The 18843-nt window shown below is 50.4% G+C and carries 29 protein-coding genes and 1 rRNA gene; 2 read left to right on the forward strand and 28 right to left on the reverse strand.

The features are described 5' to 3' along the window. The 3 genes from BLR08_RS28860 to BLR08_RS28870 form a co-directional block, all read right to left on the reverse strand. Nucleotides 1-202: ribosomal RNA gene (locus BLR08_RS28860) — 16S ribosomal RNA — on the reverse strand; the annotation flags it as partial. 351 nt (nucleotides 203-553) lie between these two features. Continuing rightward, the gene (locus BLR08_RS28865) at nucleotides 554-772 is read right to left on the reverse strand and encodes a hypothetical protein (protein ID WP_072337990.1); all 219 of its coding nucleotides are present in this window, start codon (nucleotides 770-772) and stop codon (nucleotides 554-556) included. A gap of 258 nt (nucleotides 773-1030) precedes the next feature. Further along, entirely contained in the window at nucleotides 1031-1642 is a 612-nt protein-coding gene (locus tag BLR08_RS28870; protein ID WP_072337991.1) for a stage II sporulation protein M, read from the reverse strand. A gap of 102 nt (nucleotides 1643-1744) precedes the next feature. Here BLR08_RS28870 and pdaB point away from each other — a divergent pair, with 102 nt between their 5' ends. Continuing rightward, nucleotides 1745-2515: a polysaccharide deacetylase family sporulation protein PdaB gene (gene pdaB, locus BLR08_RS28875; RefSeq protein WP_072337992.1), complete on the forward strand. Its 771-nt coding sequence runs from the start codon at nucleotides 1745-1747 to the stop codon at nucleotides 2513-2515. A gap of 25 nt (nucleotides 2516-2540) precedes the next feature. Here pdaB and BLR08_RS28880 read toward each other — a convergent pair whose 3' ends face one another. Beyond that, entirely contained in the window at nucleotides 2541-3140 is a 600-nt protein-coding gene (locus tag BLR08_RS28880; protein WP_072337993.1) for a KinB-signaling pathway activation protein, read from the reverse strand. A 138-nt stretch (nucleotides 3141-3278) separates the two neighbouring features. On the opposite strand from BLR08_RS28880, the gene gerD reads away from it, so the two are divergent. Then, complete coding sequence (gene gerD / locus BLR08_RS28885) at nucleotides 3279-3980, forward strand: spore germination lipoprotein GerD (protein WP_072337994.1); 702 nt, start codon at nucleotides 3279-3281, stop codon at nucleotides 3978-3980. A gap of 37 nt (nucleotides 3981-4017) precedes the next feature. On the opposite strand, the gene BLR08_RS28890 is transcribed toward gerD, so the two are convergent. The 24 genes from BLR08_RS28890 to BLR08_RS29005 all read right to left on the reverse strand — a co-directional run bounded on the left by BLR08_RS28890 (nucleotide 4018) and on the right by BLR08_RS29005 (nucleotide 18813). Continuing rightward, nucleotides 4018-5145 (reverse strand): P-loop NTPase, encoded by a 1128-nt coding sequence (locus BLR08_RS28890; protein ID WP_072337995.1) that lies wholly within the window; start codon nucleotides 5143-5145, stop codon nucleotides 4018-4020. Nucleotides 5146-5212: 67 nt separating this feature from the next. Beyond that, nucleotides 5213-5989, reverse strand: coding sequence for an N-acetylmuramoyl-L-alanine amidase CwlD (gene cwlD / locus BLR08_RS28895; protein ID WP_072337996.1), 777 nt, complete (start codon nucleotides 5987-5989; stop codon nucleotides 5213-5215). Between the two features lie 73 nt (nucleotides 5990-6062). After that, nucleotides 6063-7238, reverse strand: a complete 1176-nt coding sequence (gene sat / locus BLR08_RS28900; protein ID WP_072337997.1) for a sulfate adenylyltransferase — start codon at nucleotides 7236-7238, stop codon at nucleotides 6063-6065. Nucleotides 7239-7311: 73 nt separating this feature from the next. Next, nucleotides 7312-8004, reverse strand: coding sequence for a phosphoadenylyl-sulfate reductase (locus tag BLR08_RS28905; RefSeq protein WP_072337998.1), 693 nt, complete (start codon nucleotides 8002-8004; stop codon nucleotides 7312-7314). Between the two features lie 217 nt (nucleotides 8005-8221). Then, nucleotides 8222-8614: a 30S ribosomal protein S9 gene (gene rpsI / locus BLR08_RS28910; protein WP_072337999.1), complete on the reverse strand. Its 393-nt coding sequence runs from the start codon at nucleotides 8612-8614 to the stop codon at nucleotides 8222-8224. Nucleotides 8615-8632: 18 nt separating this feature from the next. Further along, on the reverse strand, nucleotides 8633-9070 hold the full coding sequence (gene rplM, locus BLR08_RS28915) for a 50S ribosomal protein L13 (RefSeq protein ID WP_072338000.1): 438 nt from the start codon (nucleotides 9068-9070) through the stop codon (nucleotides 8633-8635). Nucleotides 9071-9199: 129 nt separating this feature from the next. Continuing rightward, a complete protein-coding gene (truA, locus tag BLR08_RS28920; RefSeq protein WP_072338001.1) occupies nucleotides 9200-9976 on the reverse strand; it encodes a tRNA pseudouridine(38-40) synthase TruA in 777 nt (258 codons plus the stop codon). 106 nt (nucleotides 9977-10082) lie between these two features. Next, nucleotides 10083-10451, reverse strand: a complete 369-nt coding sequence (gene rplQ / locus BLR08_RS28925; protein ID WP_072338002.1) for a 50S ribosomal protein L17 — start codon at nucleotides 10449-10451, stop codon at nucleotides 10083-10085. A 45-nt stretch (nucleotides 10452-10496) separates the two neighbouring features. Continuing rightward, nucleotides 10497-11441, reverse strand: a complete 945-nt coding sequence (locus BLR08_RS28930; protein ID WP_072338003.1) for a DNA-directed RNA polymerase subunit alpha — start codon at nucleotides 11439-11441, stop codon at nucleotides 10497-10499. 126 nt (nucleotides 11442-11567) lie between these two features. Beyond that, complete coding sequence (gene rpsK / locus BLR08_RS28935) at nucleotides 11568-11963, reverse strand: 30S ribosomal protein S11 (protein ID WP_072338004.1); 396 nt, start codon at nucleotides 11961-11963, stop codon at nucleotides 11568-11570. 19 nt (nucleotides 11964-11982) lie between these two features. Beyond that, nucleotides 11983-12351: a 30S ribosomal protein S13 gene (gene rpsM / locus BLR08_RS28940; RefSeq protein WP_072338005.1), complete on the reverse strand. Its 369-nt coding sequence runs from the start codon at nucleotides 12349-12351 to the stop codon at nucleotides 11983-11985. Between the two features lie 15 nt (nucleotides 12352-12366). After that, entirely contained in the window at nucleotides 12367-12480 is a 114-nt protein-coding gene (gene rpmJ / locus BLR08_RS28945) for a 50S ribosomal protein L36 (RefSeq protein ID WP_003333770.1), read from the reverse strand. 108 nt (nucleotides 12481-12588) lie between these two features. After that, a complete protein-coding gene (gene infA, locus BLR08_RS28950; RefSeq protein ID WP_072338006.1) occupies nucleotides 12589-12807 on the reverse strand; it encodes a translation initiation factor IF-1 in 219 nt (72 codons plus the stop codon). A 2-nt stretch (nucleotides 12808-12809) separates the two neighbouring features. Further along, nucleotides 12810-13118: a KOW domain-containing RNA-binding protein gene (locus BLR08_RS28955; protein ID WP_072338007.1), complete on the reverse strand. Its 309-nt coding sequence runs from the start codon at nucleotides 13116-13118 to the stop codon at nucleotides 12810-12812. Between the two features lie 6 nt (nucleotides 13119-13124). After that, complete coding sequence (map, locus tag BLR08_RS28960) at nucleotides 13125-13877, reverse strand: type I methionyl aminopeptidase (protein WP_072338008.1); 753 nt, start codon at nucleotides 13875-13877, stop codon at nucleotides 13125-13127. After that, entirely contained in the window at nucleotides 13874-14527 is a 654-nt protein-coding gene (locus BLR08_RS28965; RefSeq protein WP_072338009.1) for an adenylate kinase, read from the reverse strand. The genes map and BLR08_RS28965 overlap by 4 nt, the downstream gene beginning before the upstream one ends. Before the next feature lie 164 nt (nucleotides 14528-14691). Continuing rightward, nucleotides 14692-15990: a preprotein translocase subunit SecY gene (gene secY / locus BLR08_RS28970; RefSeq protein WP_072338010.1), complete on the reverse strand. Its 1299-nt coding sequence runs from the start codon at nucleotides 15988-15990 to the stop codon at nucleotides 14692-14694. After that, a complete protein-coding gene (gene rplO, locus BLR08_RS28975) occupies nucleotides 15990-16430 on the reverse strand; it encodes a 50S ribosomal protein L15 (RefSeq protein ID WP_072338011.1) in 441 nt (146 codons plus the stop codon). Before rplO ends, secY begins: the two co-directional genes overlap by 1 nt. Nucleotides 16431-16463: 33 nt before the next feature. Then, entirely contained in the window at nucleotides 16464-16652 is a 189-nt protein-coding gene (gene rpmD, locus BLR08_RS28980; protein WP_072338012.1) for a 50S ribosomal protein L30, read from the reverse strand. Between the two features lie 10 nt (nucleotides 16653-16662). Beyond that, nucleotides 16663-17160: a 30S ribosomal protein S5 gene (rpsE, locus tag BLR08_RS28985; protein WP_072338013.1), complete on the reverse strand. Its 498-nt coding sequence runs from the start codon at nucleotides 17158-17160 to the stop codon at nucleotides 16663-16665. A gap of 29 nt (nucleotides 17161-17189) precedes the next feature. Further along, on the reverse strand, nucleotides 17190-17558 hold the full coding sequence (gene rplR / locus BLR08_RS28990) for a 50S ribosomal protein L18 (protein WP_072338014.1): 369 nt from the start codon (nucleotides 17556-17558) through the stop codon (nucleotides 17190-17192). A 63-nt stretch (nucleotides 17559-17621) separates the two neighbouring features. Beyond that, nucleotides 17622-18164, reverse strand: coding sequence for a 50S ribosomal protein L6 (rplF, locus tag BLR08_RS28995; protein WP_072338015.1), 543 nt, complete (start codon nucleotides 18162-18164; stop codon nucleotides 17622-17624). A 31-nt stretch (nucleotides 18165-18195) separates the two neighbouring features. Beyond that, nucleotides 18196-18594: a 30S ribosomal protein S8 gene (gene rpsH, locus BLR08_RS29000; protein ID WP_054797092.1), complete on the reverse strand. Its 399-nt coding sequence runs from the start codon at nucleotides 18592-18594 to the stop codon at nucleotides 18196-18198. A 33-nt stretch (nucleotides 18595-18627) separates the two neighbouring features. After that, entirely contained in the window at nucleotides 18628-18813 is a 186-nt protein-coding gene (locus BLR08_RS29005; RefSeq protein WP_010498863.1) for a type Z 30S ribosomal protein S14, read from the reverse strand. Nucleotides 18814-18843: the final 30 nt, after the last annotated feature.

Below are 18843 nucleotides of genomic sequence, written 5' to 3' on the forward strand. Positions count from 1 at the left end.
CATGATCTCTCCATGCGAAGAAACCAGCTATCCGGTCTTAGCTACCGTTTCCGGTAGTTATCCCGATCTTACAGGCAGGTTGCCTACGTGTTACTCACCCGTCCGCCGCTAACCTATCCCCGAAGGAATAAATCCGCTCGACTTGCATGTATTAGGCACGCCGCCAGCGTTCGTCCTGAGCCAGGATCAAACTCTCCATTAAGGTAGCTTTTCGAACCGAAGCTCGAAATGGCTACAAAAGGTAGTTCGACTTGCTCAAAATTTACTGCTAGCGAGAATTTTCATTCTCTATTTAACACTCACTCGTTGTTCAGTTTTCAAAGGGCAATTTCCAACCGACAAAGCCGCAATCTTAAACGATTATTTCCTTGTCGTTTGTTGTCACCTCGTTTAGCGGCGACTTTTATAATGTATCACATTACCACAGGATAATGCAAGCATTATTTTTATCGTTCCTACTGCGCTTGACCGCAAGCGGCTTATGCCATCAATAGGACGAGTTATAAATTAACACAATACTGCTCGCAAAGTCAAGAACATTTCCGTGATTTTTTTAGTGGTACATCCGGTTGCGGGCGTATCTCGATATTTCCTTTGGCGAAGCAAGCCTTGCATACATCCGAAAGATCGTTCTGTAACGCGACTCGATCGCCGTTTTAATGTCCGAATCAATTCTTTTATCATTCAAATCGAATAACATCTCATCCAATTCTTTTCGCAGCACATAATCCAATTCCCTGCATTCCCGTTCATTGAACAAAAATCCTAGCATGTCTAGAGTCCGACTCCTTTCGGGATTCGAGTATTTACGGAACACAAAAAAGGTATGCCAGATCCATGCAACCGCCTCAGACTTACATGAGTCGGCGCCCTGCTCCTGCATACCCTCAAGCGCCAAAGCCCCTTACTCGCTTTATTGTTATGCACAATTTTTGGCATTTTTATGAGTGTATATTTACTTTTTTTATAGCTCCGCATTCAAGCCGCACAAATGAAGGCGGAATGCATCCGGCAGAATGAACAATACTTTTCAGTTCTGAACCATCCAATACGTAATCGTGCTTTCGATAACCGCGGCCACAAATAAAGTAACGACAAGCAGCGCACACAATGGGATCAACGCGCGCAAGAACACTTTCAGATGCTGCACGACAATCTTCGACCTTGCCGGACTAGGCAGCGATATGAGCCATTTGCTGACCAGCACCCCTAAGCGCAGGCTTAAAGCACATGCCAAGACAATGGCCGGAAGCTCTAATATCCCATGGGGCAAAATCCCCTTGAGCACTGCAAACAACGACTCCTTGTCCGCCCCTACGGCGCCCGCATAGCCAAGCAAAATCCCATTGGACACCAGCAGAAATAACGGCGGAATGCCGAAAAACAACCCGGATAAAATAACCTGCAGCGAAACCTTGGTATTATTCAGAAAAATAACCCAAAACAAGGACCACTCCACATTCGGCTTATTTACAACCTCCTGCTTCAGCTTCTCCAAAGCTTCCAGCTGCAGATTGATCATCCAGCTGTAGCGTTCAGGTTCACTCGCCCCGAGGAAAATAGCCACCACAAAAACCAATGCCGCTGCAATAATATAATGCTTGATAAGCCTAAGCTGCTCCCAAGCGTCTCTTAACTTCATTCCAATCCCTCCAATCGGCATAAGTTAGTGGTACGAGCATACATTTACTAGTGAGAATGTAAACAAGCCTTTCGAACGTGACGGGCAAAGGAGGCCATTCCAGTGAATTTTTTTTATGTCATGAACGGAAAAAAACTGAAGCAAGCGCTCATCATTTGTGTCGCGGTTGTGTTCGCGGCCGGTATCGTCTACTCAGAGCGAGGGAACGTTACCGTATTCTCCCCCAATGAGCCCGCGGCCATCTACAATGTGCCTACAGAGAAAAAAGTAATAGCGCTCACGTTCGACATCAGTTGGGGAGACACGCGAACAGAGCCCATTCTCAAGGTGCTGGAGGATAAAGGAGTGAAAAACGCCACCTTCTTCTTATCTTCCCCCTGGAGCGAAAGCCATCCCGAGCTGGTGAAGCGAATAGCGAGCAGCGGATGGGAAATCGGAAGCCACGGTCACAAGCATGTCAACTACAGCAGCCTGAACGATGATGAGATCCGCACTCAGATAAAAACGGCTCACGCCATTCTAAGCGAAACGTCAGGCACTGCACCCAACTTGATCCGGCTGCCTAACGGCGATTTCGACAAACGGGTGCTTCGAATTGCCAACGAGCTGAACTATTCCGTTATTCAATGGGATACCGACTCGCTGGACTGGAAAAACCCCGGGGTGGAACAAATTGTGAACCGCGTCACGAGTAAAGCTCATCCCGGCGACATCGTACTGCTGCATGCCAGCGATTCCTGCAAACAAACGCACGAGGCATTGCCTATCATCATCGACAAACTTCGCAGCCAAGGGTATGAATTTGTCAGCGTGAGCCAGTTGATGAAGCAGACGCATGTTGACAATAAGCCCCCCGTCGAAGACCACACCTGAAATGACCGATCTAACGACAGAGCCGTTACAACGGCTCTTTTCCTGTATCCAGCACTTTCTGCAATATTAAGATTTGCCAAGCATTGCAGGCGAGCAGGGGGACCATCATAAAGATGGTGGAAGCAGCTTTATCTAGTCGCAGGGAGGGGAGCGCTTCAATGGCAGTGACGGCGATCATGAAGAAAAGAGTAGGAATCCATGCCGATTTGTTCGTCCATTTGACTTTCAGCCAAGCTACCGCTAACCCCGCAATTACGATGCACAGCGGGAGCACAATGTAAGGCAGGAAGTTAGGCGTACCCTCAGCACCCGTATAACGAAGATAGATGAGGTCAAACAAGACGATGACGATGACAATGATTTGCAAGTAATCCCATACCCATTTTTTCGGAATCATGCCCATAAAAATATACCGGACAATCAAATAAGCGAAAAAGCCCATCTGGCTCAGGACACTGATTGTCGCCCCGCCCAGCAAAGAAGTGACCAGATTAAAGCCGATCGCTTTGCCTGAGCGCACCGCTTCCGGGTCCGTTACCTGCATTATCACTCCGGTAAGTGTTCCGATGACGGCCCCTATTACAAGCGTAGTCCAGAACAGGTAAAACCATTTTCTTAGTGTCACTGCGCTTACCCTCCATTAACATGTCATATCAACAGTTAATTGTACCAACCTTCACAATAAAATGCTAACGACTTTTGTGTTAATTCCTCAAAGGCATGCCTATACTAAGCTCAAAACAAACGAAGGGAGCCTGAACGGATGAGAACGCAAAAACGCCGATTGCTCATACCCGCCCTGCTGATCGCCGGTCTGTTATCGGCCTGCGGCTCGGATACTCAAGCTTCAAGCAGCGGCAACGGCAGCAATTACAAGGACATCAAGTCGATGGTGCTGGATATTCTGAAAACAGAAGACGGACGCGTTGCGATCCAGGAAGCTACTATTCATGAAAATAGCAAGCTCCAGCTGCTCTCGGCCGGCGATACCCAACAGCTTCAATTGGCCGTCAAAGATGTCCTAGTCGACACCGACCAAACCAAGTTTCTTCAAAAAATGATCACTGATCCGAAGTTTGCAGGTCAATTCGCCAAAGCCATAGAAAAAGATACAAAAAAAATTCAAAAAGATCTGATGAAAGATCCCGAATACCAAAAACAAATGATGGAAGCGATGAAAAGCCCGGATTTTGAAACGATGCTGCTTGATACGATGAAAACAACTCCTTACCGTACCCAGATGAAGACGGTGATTCAAGAGTCGCTTCAAAGCCCTTTGTTCAGGCTGGAGCTCATGGAGCTCATGAAAAAAGTGCTTCAGGAAGAATCCATGCCCAAGCAGCAGGGTCAAGGCGGGCAGAAGCAAGGCCAAGGCCAGGGACAAGGCGGCGGCGAGGGGGGCGGCCAAGAGGAGGAATCGGGCGGCGAGCAAAATGGGCAGGAGAAAAATAGCGATAGCGGCTGACAGTAAGCCTCGTCTCCATATAGAAAGGACCGGCTGCTTAAGCCGATCCTTTTTGGAGTACGTTCATGATGCGTTCCGCCACTTCGAGATAGATCCGGCCTGTATCGGATTCCGCCTTATAGACGGACGGTGAATAATCAGGCTCGGCTACATGGTTGTCCGGAACACCGAGCGGAATTTGCGCCAGCAGCGGAGCATGGAGCTCTTCCGCCAATTTGGCGCCGCCGCCGCGGCCGAATACGTAATCTTTCTGGCCACAGGCGCTGCAAGCGTAATAAGACATGTTCTCCACGATGCCAAGTATTTGATGATCGGTATGGATAGCCATAGCCCCGGCTCTGGCAGCGACAAAGGCAGCAGTGGCATGAGGCGTAGTGACGATAATTTCTTTGCTCTGCGGGATCATTTGATGCACGTCAAGAGCTACATCGCCTGTACCAGGCGGCAGGTCCAGCAGCAGATAGTCCAGTTCTCCCCACTCTACTTCGTTGAAGAAATTACGCAGCATCTTGCCGAGCATCGGGCCGCGCCAGATAACAGGCGTGTTTTCCTCGACAAAAAATCCCATCGAAATCACTTTTACGCCAAAGCGCTCGACAGGTATAATCCGGTTATCGACAAGCTGCGGACGCTCTTCGATCCCCATCATGTCAGGCACGCTAAAGCCATAGATGTCGGCATCTACAAGACCGACCTTTTTGCCGAGCCTGGCCAGGGCTACCGCCAAATTAACGGTTACGGTTGATTTGCCGACTCCTCCCTTGCCGCTTGCTACGGCGATGAAGGAGACGCCGGATTGCGGGTCCAGCACGTTTAACGGTGTTCCGGCTGCCGCTTCTGCCTGTCCGGCTGAAGAGTTTTCCTTTACCGGAGCGGAACCGCCCTGGGCTTGCAGCTTGCGCTGTACCTCTTCCCGTTCATAATCCGACAGCGGACGAAAACGCACATGCACGGCGGAAGCGCCTTGCTGCTCGAACCGCTTTGTAATGAGCCTCTGGAGCTCCGACTTATGCGCCTCAGCCTCCGAGGACAGAAGCACCGTCACCGATACCTGCGTTTCTTTAATCATCATATCGCGGATCATGTTCAATTCGACAAGTCCGCCCCCGTATACCGGGTCCTTCATCTCGCTTAGCGAAGCTAGCAGTTGTTCTCTCGTCAGCACTATGTCACCTCAGACGTTCTTCAATGTGGTTTCTCGCTTATTGCTCTACAGCTAGTATACCACATTTTCAACTGGCACCCATCTTTTCCCCTGAACCTATCTTTTCCCCCGAATAGTAACGGAGAATGCCTTGATAAATGGCCGCTGCAACCTTTTTCTGATACGCCGGATCGCGCAATAATTGAGCCTCAGCCGGATTCGACAAAAATCCAACCTCGACTAATGCGCTCGGAATTTTCATCGCTTTCAGCAAATAAATTTCTTTATCGGCCTGCTTCGCGACACGCTCCGTATTTTTGAGATTGCTCTTGATCTCGTCCTGAATCAGCGCGGCGAGCGTCTGATTGCCCGCATGATTCGGGTAGAAGAAGGTTTGAGCGCCCGACCATTTGGCCGATGGGATCGCATTCAAATGCACGCTCACGAGCATGCCTGCCTTCTGCTGAGTGACCAGCTCGGCCCGCTTCAGCAGGTCCTCCGTCTTCCGCTTGCTGTACCCTTTGGTAGAAGGATCGGCCAGGTCCCGGTCATCCTCGCGGGTCATGATCACGAGCGCCCCCGCTTGCTGCAAATAGTCTCTTACCTGCAACGTGATCGCCAGATTGATATCTTTCTCTACGGTGCCGTCCTTGCTGCTGGCGCCGCCGTCCGGACCGCCATGCCCCGGGTCCAGTGCGATAATTTTCCCCGATAGAGGCATCGTCCAGTAAGTCCATGTCCTGGTCGCAGGCAGTTCATAGGTGAACATAAACACCATAAGCGCCACCAGCAGCGCCGACATTCCGATCTTAATCCAGCTGTGCGCCGTAAGCCAGACAACGACCCTCTTCCTTCTCCCAAACATGAAAAACCCACCTCGCATCCGCATAGACTCCTTATCATCTATATGGGACGAGGTGGGTGATTATACCTTATGGTTATACCTGATACTCAGGCTCCTTCATGCCTTCGATCAGCACTTCGGCCACTTCAGGACGCGTGAACTGAGGCGGCGGGCATTGGCCGTCGCGCAGCAGGGCGCGAACCTTGGTGCCTGACAGATGCATATGATCCGTGGACGGGTGCGGGCAAGTTTTGCTGGAAGCCATGTTGCCGCACTTGGTGCAATAAAAGCTGTGCTCGAAGAAAAGAGGCGTAATGCCGAGCTCTTCGGCCGTAAAGTTGCTGAAGATCTCTTGCGCTTCGTACGTGCCGTAATAATCGCCTACGCCGGCATGGTCGCGCCCTACGATAAAGTGGGAGCAGCCGTAGTTTTTGCGGACCATCGCATGGAAAATGGCCTCTCTGGGGCCTGCATAACGCATCGCGGCTGGGAATACGCCCAGGAATACCCGATCCTTCGGATAATAATTCTCCAGCAGCACCAGATAGCTCTTCATCCGTACATCGGCCGAAATATCATCCGACTTCGTTTCGCCGACCAAGGGGTTCAGGAACAGACCATCCACAATCTCCATAGCGCTTTTCTGGATGTATTCATGCGCCCGGTGGACCGGATTGCGGGTTTGGAAGCCAACAACCGTCCTCCAGCCCTTCTCTGTGAACAGCTGACGCGTCTCAGCCGGATCGAAGTAAAAGTCCTCGAACTTCTCCGGCTTCGGCCGATTCACCACCTGGACCGGTCCCCCGATATAAGTGGAGGGCTTCGTAAACAGCTTCTGAACGCCCGGATGAGCCAGATCGTCCGTTTTGAACACCTGAACGGCCTCATGGTACTGATCAACCTGATAAATGCTGCTCAGTGTGATAACGCCATAGATGACACCGTCGTGCTCACCGATAAGCGCAACCTCTTGACCAAGCTTCAGAGATGCCGCCTCTTCTTCCTTTACGCCCAGCGTAATAGGTATGCTCCATACCGTACCGTCGGCAAGACGCATCCGTTCCACGACAGAGTGGTAATCCTGCTCTCCCATGAAGCCGGTAAGCGGTGAAAACGCCCCTACTCCGATCAGATCCAGATCCGAAATGGCCCAAGCATTAATTCGAAGCTGGTGAAGACCCGCAGCGCGGTTCAGCAGCTGTTCTCTCTCTCCGCCTTCCATGACGCGGTTAATCAATGTGCCCCCATGCGGCTGTATCGTAGCACTCATCTTTACCGGTTCCTCCTAGCCTGATAGCTGATAATATCTTCTTCATTCCTACGTCCTTAAGCTTAGCGACAGCTTACTTGTGAAGCCCGCACTCCGTCTTCTCGAATCCTGCCCAGCGTCCAGCACGCGGGTCTTCGCCGGCAGCTACCTGACGCGTGCAGTGCTCGCATCCGATGCTCGGGTAATTCCGGTCATGCAGCGGGTTATAGATGATATGATTAGTGCGGATGTAATTCCAGACATCCTCGGATGTCCAATCGGCAAGCGGGTTAAATTTCACCAGACCGAATTTCACATCGTATTCGACCTTCCTGGCGTTAGCGCGCGTAGGCGCCTGATCCCGGCGAATCCCCGTAATCCACGCATCGTAGTTGCTCAAAATATCGGTCAGCGGATCAACCTTGCGGATGTTGCAGCACTGCGTCGGATTGGACTTCCACAGTTCATCGCCATGCTCCGCAGCCTGCTGCTCCAGCGTAAGCTTGGGCTGGACATGAACAAATTCGAGCCCGTAGTGCTGCTGCAACCGGTCGCGCGTCTCATAGGTTTCCTGAAAATGTACGTTCGTGTCCAGATAGAAAATATCCGACTTCGGGCTTATCTTCTGGAGCATGTCGACGAGAACGACGTCTTCAGCCCCGAAACTACAGGCAAGCGTAATATTAGGGAATCTTTCTACCGCCCAGGATAAAAGCTCCTGCGGAGATTTATGTTCGAATTCATCAGCGGCTTGGTTAATAAGGGCTTCTTTCTCAAATAAATTCATAATTTCAGTGCCTCCTCGGTTTATATCCGACTATTGTCATAAGATTTATCTAATTTATTTATTATTATAATTGATATGAACTTTTTGTCAATTTAAAATTTACGCGGTTGCCTCTGTTAGTTTATTAGTTCAAAGCCTAGATGGTGAGCATTAAAACGCAAAAAAACCTCTTCGCGTCCATAACTTGGACGGAAGAGGTTTCGCGTATGCCTGGATATTAACGTTTCGAGAATTGTGGAGCGCGACGAGCGGCTTTCAAGCCGTATTTCTTACGCTCTTTCATACGAGGGTCACGAGTCAGGAAGCCTGCTCTCTTCAGAGCGCCGCGGTATTCCGGATCTGCTTTGAGCAGAGCGCGGGAGATACCGTGACGGATAGCGCCAGCTTGTCCGGAGATGCCGCCGCCATGAGCAAGCACGAGTACATCGTACTTGGTCAGTGTTTCAGTCAGGTTCAGTGGTTGCTTGACGATCAGCTTCAAAGTCTCAAGACCGAAGTATTCGTCCAACTCGCGTTTATTGATCACGATACGGCCTTCACCCGGTACGAGACGAACACGTGCTACCGAATGCTTACGACGGCCGGTGCCATAATATTGTACTTGTGCCACAAGACAGTCCTCCCTTTATTAACCGCGAAGTTCCCAAACTACAGGTTGTTGTGCTTGATGCGGATGTTCCGATCCCGCGTATACGTTAAGCTTTGTTTTCAAACGGTTGCCCAGACGAGTCTTAGGAAGCATCCCGTGGATAGCCGACTCCAGCACGCGCTCAGGCTTGGTGTTCAGAAGCTCTTGAGCCGTAGCAACCTTCAGACCGCCTGGATGGAGGGAGTGACGATAGTATTTTTTATTTTGCAGTTTTTTACCAGTCAGGTGAATTTTCTCAGCGTTGATGACGATCAGGTAGTCACCTGTGTCAACATGCGGAGTGAATTCAGGTTTGTGCTTGCCGCGCAGGATAGCTGCTGCTTCACTGGCAAGACGGCCAAGCGTTTTATCGGTAGCATCGATGATGTACCATTTGCGTTCAACTTCATTTGGCTTCGCCATATATGTGGTACGCATGTAAATGTTCCTCCTAGATCTATCTTCGTCCGTGATCATTAATCAACAATCCATTGGTTTCAGACCCGGGGCCGTGGGATAGCCAGTCAGAAACACCGTTAATAATCTTACTACATATCACCATTATAATCAAGTAGTAACCGGTGTTTCCTCATAAAAAACTTCCCAAAGCATTAAACCGTGCGCCATCGCCGTCGGTCCGGCCGCTGCCCGGCTCTGAGCTTCCAATATCCGTTTCATCTCCGATGCATCGCGCTTTCCTTCCCCAATCTGCAGGAGCGTACCGACGATGATCCGCACCATGTTGTATAGAAAGCCGTTGCCCGTCAAATAAATATGAATGACGCTGGAGCGCAAATGCTCGTCCTTCTCAGCAAGCTCCAGCCTGGCTTCGTATATTGTTCTCACATGGCTGACCGCATTCGTACGAATCGAGCAAAACGACGTAAAGTCATGCTCGCCTTCTATGTACGTCAACGCTTGACGCATCGCATCAAGATTAAGCGCGGTCGGATGGTAGAACTCCATATGGCGGGTCATCGGGTCGAAATACTTGCCCGAGCGGATCGTGTAGCGGTAGGTCTTGCGCTTAGCCCAGCGCCGGGCATGGAACTCCAGCGGCACTTCTCTGACATCCCAGATGCGGATATCATGCGGCAGCCTGCCGTTGAGCGCCATCGCCCACCGATCCAAAGGGATCTTCGCTCCGGTGTGGAAATGAAACACTTGGCCGCGGGCATGCACGCCGGCATCCGTCCGTCCGGAGGCGTGAATCTTGACTTCCTCGCCTGTCAGCAGCCGTATCGCCTGCTCCAGCTGGTGCTGAACCGTATTAAGACCGGGCTGCGTCTGGAAGCCGCAATAGCCGGCTCCATCGTAGCACACGGTAACACATAAATTTCTCACGGGCCGCCCTCCGAAAACATCGCTACCTAACCCGTTTCCTACATACAAAAAAAGGGTTTCATCAGAATCAAAAAGATCCCGTCCACCCTTTCCCATCCTTTATCTCTTAAGTGCGATCTACGAGTTCCAAATAAACCATAGGCGCAGCGTCGCCGCGACGCGGGCCAAGTTTCAGGATACGCGTGTATCCGCCTTGGCGCTCTGCGTAACGAGGAGCCAGATCCGAGAAAAGTTTTTGAATTGCATCTTGGTTTTCGTTCGCTTGCTCACGACGCACAAACGAAGCCACTTGACGACGAGCATGCAGATCTCCGCGCTTAGCGAGCGTAATCAGCTTCTCGGCGATCGAACGCAGCTCTTTCGCTTTTGCTTCAGTCGTTTGAATGCGCTCATGTATGAACAAGTCGGTTACCAGGTCGCGGAACAGTGCTTTACGCGAACTGGAGTCACGATTTAACTTTTTGTATGCAGCCATGTGTGCAACCTCCTTCTGCTTGATGGTTGAAAGCCGTAGCCGGCGCTAGTCTTCCATCCGAAGTCCGAGTCCAAGCTCTTCGAGCTTCTCTTGAACCTCTTCCAGCGACTTGCGGCCCAAGTTACGAACCTTCATCATATCTTCTTCCGTTTTCGTAATCAATTCCTGCACCGTGTTAATGCCTGCGCGCTTGAGGCAGTTGTAGGAGCGTACGGAGAGATCGAGCTCTTCGATAGTCATCTCGAGCACTTTCTCCTTCTTGTCCTCTTCCTTCTCAACCATGATCTCGGCATCTTTTGCTTCATCGGTGAGACCGACAAACAGCAGCAGATGCTCAGTCAGGATCTTGGCGCCCAAGCTTACGGCTTCCTCAGGGCGAATGCTGCCATCGGACCAAACCTCGAGCGTGAGCTTGTCATAGTTCGTGACTTGCCCCACGCGCGTATTCTCAACGCTGTAATTAACACGAGTAATAGGAGTGTAGATCGAATCGATCGGAATCACGCCGATCGGCTGATCCTCTCTTTTGTTTTTGTCTGCCGATACATATCCCCGTCCGCGGTTCGCATGAATTCTCATGTGAAGCCTGGAGTCGGAGGACAGCGTAGCAATGTGCAGATCCGGGTTTAAAATCTCCACATCGCTATCGCCGCGAATATCGCCAGCCACAACAGCCCCTTCGCCTTCTGCGTCGATCTCCAGCACCTTTTCTTCATCGGAATGAATTTTCAGGGAGAGACCTTTCAGGTTCAGGATGATTTCCGTAACATCTTCCATGACACCTGGAACCGTGGAAAACTCGTGCAGAACGCCGTCAATCTGGACGGATGTTACCGCCGCGCCCGGAAGGGAAGACAGTAAGATTCTGCGCAACGAGTTGCCGAGCGTAGTTCCGTAGCCTCTTTCCAAAGGCTCTACGACAAATTTGCCGTACGTGCCATCTTCGCTTAATGATACGGTTTCTATTTTCGGCTTTTCGATTTCGATCATTGTAAACCCTCCTTCAAACGTCGTTTCATTCTGGATAACGTAAGACGTATAAAACGCGTAGTATGCCTATCCAAATAGTATAGACACCATTTGGATATTTATACCACTGGGCTTAGCAATCCTGAACTAGACACGACGACGCTTTGGAGGACGGCAACCGTTATGAGGAATCGGAGTCACGTCTTTAATCAGGTTTACTTCCAAACCTGCTGCTTGCAAGGAACGGATAGCTGCCTCACGGCCTGCGCCCGGACCTTTAACCATAACTTCAACCACTTTCATGCCATGCTCCATTGCAGCTCTAGCAGCCGATTCGGCAGCCATTTGAGCGGCGAAAGGCGTGCTCTTACGGGAACCCTTGAAGCCCAGGTTGCCGGCGCTTGCCCAAGAGATTGCATTGCCATGCGGATCTGTGATGGTAACGATCGTGTTATTGAACGTAGAGCGGATGTGAGCCACACCGCTGTCGATATTTTTCCGGTCGCGACGTTTGGTACGAACGACTTTCTTTGGTTTAGCCATGTAACATTACCCTCCTTTACTATTTTTTCTTATTAGCTACCGTACGACGAGGACCTTTGCGCGTACGAGCATTGGTTTTAGTACGTTGACCGCGAACAGGCAAGCCGCGGCGATGACGAACGCCACGATAGCATCCGATTTCGATCAGGCGCTTGATGTTCAGGGAAATTTCACGACGAAGGTCGCCTTCCACTTTCAGCGTCTTGTCGATCACTTCACGGATTTTGCTCACTTCGTCTTCTGTCAGATCGCGAACGCGGGTATCCGGGTTGATACCGGTTTGAGCTACGATTTTCGCAGAAGTCGTGTTGCCGATTCCGAAAATGTAAGTCAAAGCGATGATCACGCGCTTGTCACGCGGTAAGTCTACACCAGCAATACGTGCCATGAATGCAGCACCTCCTTAGCCTTGTTTTTGTTTGTGTTTCGGATTTTCGCAAATTACCATAACGTTACCTTTGCGGCGAATGACTTTGCATTTTTCGCAAATTGGTTTGACCGACGGTCTAACCTTCATGGTGGTTACCTCCTCCAAGCTTTCGTCAGAAAGCTGCTACGTAAGGAATATAGAGCTTCCTCCTGGAAGCCATTTCGTAAAGCGCATTTAGCTTGTATAACAAACGATCTATTTAAAACGATAGGTTATACGGCCTCTGGTCAAATCATACGGCGAAAGCTCGACCGTTACTTTGTCACCCGGCAGAATCCGGATGAAGTGCATTCTGATTTTGCCGGATACATGAGCAAGTATCTGATGACCGTTCTCCAGTTCAACCTTGAACATTGCATTCGGAAGAGGTTCAATCACTGTACCTTCAACTTCAATTACATCTTCTTTGGCCACAGTCATTCTCCTTTCTCTTGCGCATCATGCGTAAATTGGTTCGCCGCCTGCATCACAACATGCCTGAGCTTAGCATTGGTTACCCGACCGGTATCACGGAGGCTGGTCGCCACCTCAAGGCTAATCGCCGGGAGAAGCTGAAGATGAAGTAGACTTTTTTTCTTGGGATCATCGAATCTCCGCTTGCTGCCGTCTGCGATCTGCACGTATCGTTGGTCTACGACGCCGATTATAACGGCAAGCTTGTCGGAATCCCGTCCTCGAATCACCCTTACGATTTGTCCGAGCTGCGGAACGTTTGTTGGTTGCATACGCGCTTACGAACCCGGCAGCGTCAAAATCTCGAAGCCGTCTTGCGTAATGGCGATCGTATGCTCGAAATGTGCGCACAGTGTGCCATCCACCGTGACCACCGTCCAGTTGTCTTGAAGCGTCCGGACGTATCGCTCACCCACATTGACCATCGGTTCGATCGCAAGCACCATCCCCGGACGCAAGCGCGGTCCATGACCGGCTACGCCGTAGTTGGGTATTTGCGGCTCCTCATGAAGCTCCGTCCCGATGCCATGTCCTACATATTCCCTGACAATCGAAAATCCTTCATTCTCCACGCATCTTTGGATGGCATTGGATATCGTGTACAACCTGGCATCCGGCTTCGCTTCCGCCAGACCGGCGAACAGCGATCTCTCCGTAACATCAAGCAGCTTGCCCGCCGTCTCGGAGATCGTGCCTACGCCATACGTCCAGGCCGAGTCGCCATGATATCCTTTATACTGAGCTCCGATGTCGATACTGATAATGTCGCCATCATTCAGCTTGCGCTGACCGGGGATCCCATGAACCAATTCATCATTGACCGAAGCGCAGATGCTTCCAGGAAAACCATTGTAGCCTTTAAAAGATGGAATTGCGCCCTGACTGCGAATAAAATCTTCTGCGATCTGATCAAGCTCTTTGGTTGTAATATCGGGCTGAATGGCCTTCTTCAGCACGCGGTGCGTTTCGGCAACGATGCGTCCGGCTTCGCGCATGTATTCCAATTCAGCAGCAGATTTACAAATGATCATTCCGCTTGTCCTCGCAATAGTGAACTGATTTGTGCAGTTACCGTATCGATTTCTTGCTCACCGTTAACCTCGCGCAATATTCCCTTGTTCCGATAATACTCCAGAAGAGGAGCGGTTTTATTGATATATTCGTCCAAACGAGTTCCGACCTTCTCTTCGTTATCGTCCGAGCGCTGATACAATTCACCTGAACATTTGTCGCAAACCTGGTCAACTGCAGGAGGGTTAAACAAGACGTGATACGTAGCGCCGCAGGATTTGCAAATCCGACGGCCCGTTAAGCGGGCAAGCAGTAAATCACGATCCACACTTAAGTTAACGACATGATCGATATTCCGATCCAAAGCAGCCGCGATTTCATCAAGCGCTTCAGCTTGCGAGATCGTTCTTGGAAAGCCATCCAGCAAAAAACCTTTCGCGCAATCGTCCTGCGACAAGCGGTCGCGCACGATGCCGATCGTAATTTCATCCGGAACGAGCAGCCCTTGATCCACAAACTTTTTTGCTTCAACGCCAAGCGGCGTCTCTTGCTTCATCGCGAGTCGAAATGCATCACCGGTGGAGATATGCGGAATCTGGAATTCTTCAATGATCCGTTCCGCTTGTGTACCTTTACCTGCACCAGGAGGTCCCATAAAGATAATATTCACCGTGACTTCCTCCCCCACTTGCATCGAACGATGCTAACAGCACAATAGGTGCCGATAGTTCTCCCGGAACAACCCGGAGGCGGTCCCGTCAACCTCGGGACGCCAATGATGCCGAAGATCGGTCGTCACAGGCGCCGGGCGATCGTACTATCAGAACCTATATGCTATTTATTAATGAAGCCCTTGTAATGGCGTTTGATCAATTGGCTTTCGATGGTTTTCATCGTTTCCAAACCTACACCGATTACGATGAGTAAGGAAGTGCCGCCGATTTGCACGGATTGAGGCAGCCCGGCGAAAGCAGCGAAAATCATCGGAAGAATAGATACGGCAGCCAAGAACAGCGCGCCGGAAAGAGTGATCCGAGTCATCACGCGGGTCAAGTATACTTCGGTGTTTTTCCCAGGACGAATGCCAGGGATGTATCCGCCGTTCTTCTTCATCTGCTCGGCCATTTGCACAGGATTGATCTGTACGAAGGTGTAGAAGTACGTAAATCCGATGATCAGAAGTACATACAGCACCATGCCAAGCGGATGCGTGTAGCTCAGGTTCGTGATAATCCATTCGGCAACCGGATTCCCACGCCAGAAACCGGCGATGGTCGGCGGAAACACGAGTAAGGACAGTGCGAAAATTACCGGGATGACGCCCGCAGCGTTCACTTTAAGCGGAATGTGCGTAGACTGACCGCCGAACATTTTGCGACCGACCACCCGTTTCGCGTACTGAACCGGAATCTTACGAACGCCCTGCTGGACGAATATGACACCAACAATCAAGGCGACTACAACAGCAGCGATGATCAGCACCTTAAGGATGTTAAGGAAAACCGCGCCGCCTGCATCGACAAATTGAGTCTGATAAATTTGACCGATACCTGTCGGAATCGCAGCAACGATACCCGCGAAGATGATAATGGAAATACCATTTCCAATGCCATTCTCGGTGATTTGTTCCCCTAACCACATCAGAAATGCTGTACCTGCCGTAAGTACGATCGCGATTAAAGCATACGTCGTAAAGCTCGGATTGATGACCAATCCGTTTACCATCCGGTTAAAACCGATCGCAAAGCTGAACGCTTGGATAAGCCCTAACACGATAGTACCGTAACGGGTAATTTGACTAAGCTTTTTGCGGCCTACTTCTCCTTCTTTGGCCCACTGGGTGAATGTCGGGATGACATCCATCGACAGGAGCTGCACGATGATCGACGCCGTAATATACGGAGTGATCGTCATGGCGAAGATGGAGAATTGGAACAGCGCGCCCCCGGAGAAAGTATTCAGCAATGCGAATACTCCGCTGGTAGCTTGGTCTTGCATTTTAAGCAGCTCTGTGTTGATGTTAGGTACCGGAATAAAAGCACCAATTCTGTAGACGATCAGCACCAGAAGGGTGAACAGGATCCGTTTCCTCAGATCGTCTACTTTCATAATATTGGATATGGTACGGAACATTAAATCACCTCGGTTTTACCGCCGGCAGCTGTAATTTTCTCTACCGCAGATTGGGAGAATTTGCTCGCCTTTACATTCAGTTGAACCGTGATTTCACCGTTACCGAGGATCTTAATGCCGCTGAGCGGGTTCTTGACGATACCGGATTCCAGCAATACTTCTGGAGTTACTTCCGTACCAGCTTCGAACTTGTTCAAGTCCGACAGGTTAACGATAGCATACTCTTTGCGGAATTGGTTGTTGAATCCACGCTTCGGCAAGCGACGATACAACGGGTTTTGTCCGCCCTCGAATCCAGGACGAACACCGCCGCCGGAACGAGCGTTTTGACCCTTGTGACCGCGAGTCGAAGTTTTACCCATGCCGCTACCGACGCCGCGACCCACGCGCTTGCGGGAATGACGCGAACCAGGGGCAGATGTAAGTTCATGCAATTTCATCGTTTGCACCTCCTCTTGCTTTATGTTAAGTCATTACGCTTCGATTTCTTTAACTTCCACCAAGTGGCTCACTTGATTGACCATACCGCGGATAGCAGCATTGTCAGCTTGCGTTACCGAATGATGGAGCTTGCGGAGTCCGAGTGCGGTAACCGTGCGACGTTGCGTCTCAGGTCGGCCGATCAGGCTGCGCTTGAGGGTAATTTGCAATTGCTTAGCCATGGTATCCCTCCTAACCTAAAAGTTCTTCTACGGTTTTACCGCGAAGCTTAGCAACATCTTCCGCACGCTTCAGGCGCTGTAAGCCTTCCAGGGTAGCGTTAACCATGTTCATCGAGTTCGAGGAACCCAGAGATTTTGTCAGGATATCGCCTACGCCTGCAAGCTCAAGCACGGCACGAACCGGGCCGCCTGCAATAACTCCTGTACCTTGGGATGCCGGCTTCAGCAGCACTCTGCCAGCGCCGAAGTGACCAACAACCAAGTGAGGAATCGTAGTGCCGACGATTGGAACTTGAATCAGGTTTTTCTTCGCATCTTCAATACCTTTGCGGATTGCATCAGGTACCTCGGAAGCTTTGCCGATTCCAGCGCCTACCCAGCCTTTGCCATCGCCTACGACGACGAGAGCGCTGAAGCTGAAGCGACGTCCGCCTTTAACAACTTTAGCTACGCGGTTGATTTGAACGACTTTCTCAGTCAATTCTAATGTGTTCGGATCGATACGCAAGTCCTTACCTCCTTATGTGTAGATTTGTTTTAGAAATCAAGACCTGCTTCGCGAGCAGCGTCAGCCAATGCTTTTACACGACCATGGTACAAGTATCCGCCGCGGTCGAATACAACTTTCTCTACGCCAGCTTGCTTCGCACGTTCAGCGATCAAAGCGCCTACCTTCGTAGCAGCTTCAGCATTGCCGCCGTTGCCGATCGCTTCTTTCAGCTCTTTATCCTGGGTGGAAGCCGCTGCGATCGTAACGCCCTTGACGTCATCGATCAACTGCGCATACATATGTTTGGAAGAACGGAAAATATTGAGGCGTGGACGCTCAGCCGTTCCTTGAATTTTCTTGCGAACGCGAAGATGTCTTTTCAAGCGCGCTTTGTTTTTATCGGCTTTAGTAATCATGAGGGGTCTTCACTCCTTTCGGTATCGTTAGCGAAGCAGGTTAGCCACTCAGGCTAAGCAACCTTACTTCTTCTTACCGGCTTTACCTTCTTTACGAAGAATACGTTCGCCTTCGTACTTGATACCTTTGCCTTTATACGGCTCAGGCTCGCGCACAGCGCGGATTTTGGCGGCATATGCGCCTACCAGTTCTTTATCGATGCCTCTAACGGTGATTTTCGTATTCGAAGGAACTTCGAATTCGATGCCGCTTGCCGGTTCGATTTCAACTGGGTGAGAGTAACCAACGTTCAAGACCAGCTTGTTGCCGGATTTGTTCGCACGGTAACCTACGCCAACCAGTTCAAGGTTTTTCGCAAAACCGTCAGTTACACCGCTCACCATGTTTTGAACGACGCTGCGCGTCGTGCCGTGCAGGGAACGATGCAATTTATTGTCAGAAGGACGTTCTACGTTGATGATGCTTTCTTCAACGCTAACCTTCATGTCTTTGTGAAGCTCGCGGCTAAGTGTTCCTTTCGGACCATTTACCGTAATTACTGTGTTGTCTAAAGTCACGCTAACTCCGCTAGGGATCGTGATTGGTTTGCGACCAATACGGGACATGTTGTGCACCTCCGTTCTTTAAAAATCGATATTACCAAACGTAGCAGATAACCTCTCCGCCAGCTTTGGATTGACGAGCTTCCTTGTCGGTCATTACGCCTTTGGAAGTCGAGAGAATTGCGATACCCAGTCCGCCGAGTACGCGAGGCACTTCTTGGCTTTTCGCGTAAACGCGAAGACCTGGCTTGCTGATTCTTTTCAGACCTGTAATAACGCGCTCGTTGTTGGAACCGTATTTCAGGAACAAGCGGATGATGCCTTGCTTGCTGTCTTCGATATATTCAGCGTCACGGATGAAGCCTTCCTTCTTGAGGATCTCAGCGATCTCGCGCTTGATCTTCGAAGCCGGAATTTCAACAGTCTCATGACGAACGACATTAGCGTTGCGAATGCGTGTAAGCATATCTGCAATTGGATCGGACATAACCATGTGTTGTAAACCTCCTTCCCGAAACTTTGAGTTTTACCAGCTTGCTTTCTTCACGCCAGGAATCTGGCCCTTGTATGCCAATTCGCGGAAGCAAATTCTGCAAATTTTAAATTTACGCAGTACCGAATGGGGACGTCCGCAGCGCTCGCAGCGCGTGTAGGCCTGCACCTTGAATTTCGGAGGACGCTGCTGCTTAATCTTCATCGAAGTTTTTGCCACTTTCGTTTACACCTCCATAGGTTTCTCGGG

Source organism: Paenibacillus sp. cl123 (genome assembly GCF_900101595.1).
In the GTDB taxonomy this organism is placed as follows: Bacteria; Bacillota; Bacilli; order Paenibacillales; family NBRC-103111; genus Paenibacillus_G.